The 4,330-nt window shown below is 50.6% G+C and carries 4 protein-coding genes; all 4 read left to right on the forward strand.

The features are described from left to right. Positions 1 to 538 (forward strand): RHS repeat-associated core domain-containing protein (locus tag ACSQ3D_RS27755; RefSeq protein WP_436129018.1); only part of this gene is annotated, 538 nt, incomplete at its 5' end. Next, positions 535 to 1,146, forward strand: a complete 612-nt coding sequence (locus tag ACSQ3D_RS27760; RefSeq protein WP_436129019.1) for a tetratricopeptide repeat protein — start codon at positions 535 to 537, stop codon at positions 1,144 to 1,146. The genes ACSQ3D_RS27755 and ACSQ3D_RS27760, both read left to right, overlap by 4 nt. Continuing rightward, entirely contained in the window at positions 1,127 to 1,645 is a 519-nt protein-coding gene (locus ACSQ3D_RS27765; protein ID WP_436129021.1) for an RHS repeat-associated core domain-containing protein, read from the forward strand. Before ACSQ3D_RS27760 ends, ACSQ3D_RS27765 begins: the two co-directional genes overlap by 20 nt. Positions 1,646 to 1,777: 132 nt before the next feature. Continuing rightward, positions 1,778 to 4,330, forward strand: a 2,553-nt coding sequence (locus ACSQ3D_RS27770) for a DUF6531 domain-containing protein (RefSeq protein ID WP_436129020.1), incomplete at its 3' end; no start/stop codon positions are given.

Raw genomic sequence — 4,330 nt, forward strand, 5'->3', positions numbered from 1 at the left:
CCGCAGCTATGACCCAAAGAACGGCGGGAGGTATACGCAGGCTGATCCTATTGGGCTGGATGGGGGATTCAATAGGTTCGCGTACGTGGAGGGGAATCCATTATCTGGAATTGATCCTGTGGGCCTTGAAGTCATCTACAAAAAGGACGGTGTGGAATTTCATGCTAACCCTATGCCAAAAGGCGGCACCAACTACGGTGAGCACACGACCCAAGTAGATGGGAAAACGGCATATCATGTACACATAAATGATGATCCGAATAAACGTTGGGATGTCACGAACAATAAGGCGCTTGATCCAGAGGGTAATTTCACCAAGAAGGAACTCAAGGTCTGCAAAAGTTTGAATCCTAACGAAACCAAGTACCTCTCCAAGGCTGCAAGAGAAGTTTTTCATCACCGTCCTGAACGACTTCCAAGAATTAGAGCTCGGTATTTGACCCTGGGTGGCACATTATTTGGCGCTCTCATGTCGAATAGCTATGAAGAGACGTGTAATGCAGATTTCCTGAATAACCTCGGCGATGTGTGCGAATGACTAACGAAGACCCATCAAGCCAAGCGGAATTACTTCGTGCTGCAGTCGACAGCTACGAGACTGACAGAATGTCTATTGCTTTGACGCAATTTTTAGAGTTGGCCAAAAGCGATTGTGAGGAGGCATTTCTCTACCTGTCACTAATTTTTCGGGACGGCGATGGGATTGAAAAAGATGAGCTCGCGGCAGTTCGGTACAAGCGACGATATGTCCAGATAATTGAATCCAAGGCGACCGCTGGAATTGCAGAATATAGACTTAAGTTGGCCTATTTGTTGCAATTTGGTGACGGGGCGCCCGTTGATAATTCTCGTGCTTTTTCCCTGTTCTTGCAGTTGGCCGAGGAAGGATGCGCAGAGGCTCAATTTCATTTGTCGCGGATATTCGCCCACGGAGACTGCGGGCAAAAACGAGATTCTGATTTAGAACTGTACTGGTTAAACGAGGCCGTTAAGGCAGAATGGCCGCTGGCCATTTACTATGCGGCGTTATTTCTGGAGAATACTTCCGATGCGGCGGAATCGCGACGGCATGTAAAAGAAATGATGAGAAAATCATCTCAACTCGGGTGTTGGCAAGCGGAAAAATATCTCAACTCCAACCCATAGGAATGCAAACAAGACGACTGACGGAACTGCCCAGTGCGACAGAGAGACGAATGTGCACTACAACTACCACCGCAGCTATGACAGCAGGACGGGGCGGTATACGCAGGCTGATCCTATTGGGTTGGAGGGCGGGTTGAATCGGTTTGAATACGTCGGAAGTGACTCGTTGGGATTTGCCGATGACGAGGGGCTACAACGACGTGCAGGAGGCCCCGTCACTCCAACTTGGGGACAGGCTCAGCTAAATTTTCAGGGGGTGAGTCTTACCAACCAGATTCGGCAGTATCAGCCTAACTATCCGTATAGCTATGCTTCGGCTCCGGGGCAGGGCTTTACGCCTGCAAACATTGGACAATTGCAGAGTGTTCTGCAACGACTTCAGCAAACCCCTATTTGTACTAGTAGAGTTATTTCTATTGAGGATCAAGCTGCGCAACTCGTACCTCTCAACGGGGGAAGAAGCAGAGTGACGCTGCGATTCATAATAATTCCCTTTTGATAATTATATTTCGATGAAATTAAATTTCATTTGCTTAGTGTTTTATTGATAAACACGAAAATATCTTGTGGTCGTTGAAGGTTGAAATTGGCAATTGCTCTGTCGCTCCCTCAGAAGAAAAATTTTAATTACATGAATAAGTTTCGAAAAAGCATTTTGCTTCTGGTTTTTTCTGCATTCTTCACACAGTTGCATGCATATCAAAATCCGAGTTGGAGTTTCAATGCTGATGACTGCACAAAAGCAGGCGCTCGTTGCATTCCGCCTGAACCCACTGAATGGATTTACGTAGAATCTCCCATGTGTTCAGGTCCTAAGGGGGGCGGAATACCCGAATCTGAGCAAGGCGAGACCCTCGTAAAACAATGCATCCTTTCAGCCTTAGAGAGTTCGGAAATGCCGCCGAAAGGGCTTGGCAATCGTTGCTCTAACGTGAGTATGGTAGGCCATGGTTGGGTGCCAAACGATTATTTTCCCTATCAGTCCAGTATCACGTATTCAGAAAAAGTTGATCGTGCTATTTTGAAGTATAAATTTTGGGATGTCGTCGATTCGCAATCAGGAAAATTGGATTGTGTGGGCGAAGGGGAGTCTAAGCCTCAGTTGTGGAGGAAAAGGTATTTGCGCTGCCCGGACGGTTTCCTCAGCAGCAATGGCCTGCAAGAAAGCGCCACCATCCAATATTGCTATCGTGTTACTGAACAAGAGCGCATCTGCAGAAGGCCAATAGATTCATCAACTCAATATGGTCAATACTTCGGCAATCCAGTGGCTACTGTCACGGGAGAAAAGTTTCAAGCCGAGCATGACTGGACCGACTCTGCGGGGTTGGATGACTTGAGTCTCATTCGGCTTTATCGAAGTGATTGGGCAGCACTGCCGCCCCCCCCTGGCGGAGGATGGCTATGGGCACCAATAGCATCCTTACACAAGGCCTCGAAAGACCATATAGCCGTTCGGTTACCCGATGGCTCGCTTAGACGATTTTCGAGAGACAGCGCTTCCTCACAGCCCTTGTTATGGCGAGCTAGTGGTCATGCCAGCAAACTGAGCGTGGATGTTGATAAATATCTTTACAGCCATTCTGAAGATGGGAGTCAATGGCTTTTTAGCCAAAATGGCAAGTTGCTGAATATAATTTTTCGTAATGGTTGGAGGCGAAATTATCTCCATGGGAATGGGAGCTTGATCATAAAAGATAATTTTGGAAGAATGCTGACCATTCTTTACGACTCTTATGATCGACCGAAAGAAGTGACGACTCCCGATGGTCAAATTATTAAATATTTCTATAACGAGGAAGGACAATTGGAGAGCGTAAGCTATCCAGATGGAAGTCACAAGATTTATACCTACAAACCAAATAATCGAACGCCTCTTCTCAGTGGAATCACCGATGAAAACGGTAATTCTTACTCGAAGTATCAATACGATGATCTTGGGCGGGCCATTTTCACTTCCTTGGCTGGTGGGGTGAACGGCTATTCTTTCAAATATAACGATGGTGTAGTCCCTAGCACCACCGTCACAGATCCGCTGGGAGGGGAGCGTGAATATTGGTTTACGGTCAGTCCCCGCAATGGAGTCGCCAACATTACCAGTACCACAAGGATAAGCTTGAATGGTTCTGGCACGCGTTGGCGCACTATCAGTGACGCCGGCTTAGTTGTTTCTGAAAAAGACTCATACGGTACAGTCACGGCCCGCATGTGGGATGAGACCCGCCTTCTCCCGACATCGACCGTACAAGCAGTTGGCAAGCCCGAAGCGCGAGGCGTAAACGTCACTTGGCACCCCCAATGGCAACTGCCCACCAGCATTTCAAATGCGGGCAGTGAAGTGAGCTACAGCTACGATGTTGTGGGTAACCTTCTTTCACAGACATCGACGGACATCATCACCAGTGCAGCGCGTACCACCAGTTGGACGTACCACCCTTCAGGTCTTGTCGCCACTGAGACAGCCCCCAACGGAGCAGTCACCAGCTACCAATACGACGATGCGGGCAATCTCACCAGTGCGACAGGCGCCCTTGGGCACGTGGATTCGTATACCCATGACGCAGCAGGCCGCGTGCTTACCCACACCGCGCCCACGGGTGTGACGGCCACCTACACCTACGACGCCAGAGGCCGCATGTTGACTGCCAGTGTGGATGGGCAGGTCACGACGCTCACTTACCGCCCCTCCGGTCAGGTCTCAAGCGCCAGGTTGCCGCACGGCCATGTCATTACGTACACCTACGATGACGCCCAGCGCTTGACCGACTGGAGCGACAACCGCGGAGCCAGTGCCACCTACGTGCTCGACGGGATGGGCAACCGTACCTTCGAGCAGGTGCGAAACGCTCAAGATCAGGCGGTGTGGACGCTGGTGCGCGGCATCAACAGCCTAAACCGCGTCGCCAGTACCACCGTGGGTACGCAAATAGCAACTATCTACAACTACGACGCCAACGGCGACTTGATCAGTGCGACCAATGGCTTAGGCGAGATTACCCGCTACGGCCTGGATGCCCTGCGCCGCGTGCAAGCCATCACCGATGCCGAATCGGCCACAGCCAGCCTGACCTATAACGCGCTGGACAGCGTGACCCAGGCCAGCGACTTCAAGGGCGTGGCCACCACCTACGAGCGCGACGCCCTGGGCAACGCCCGGGCAGAGGCCAGCCCGGACGCCGGCACC

This window comes from Acidovorax sp. LjRoot117, assembly GCF_964252695.1.
Classification (GTDB): Bacteria; Pseudomonadota; Gammaproteobacteria; order Burkholderiales; family Burkholderiaceae_C; genus Acidovorax.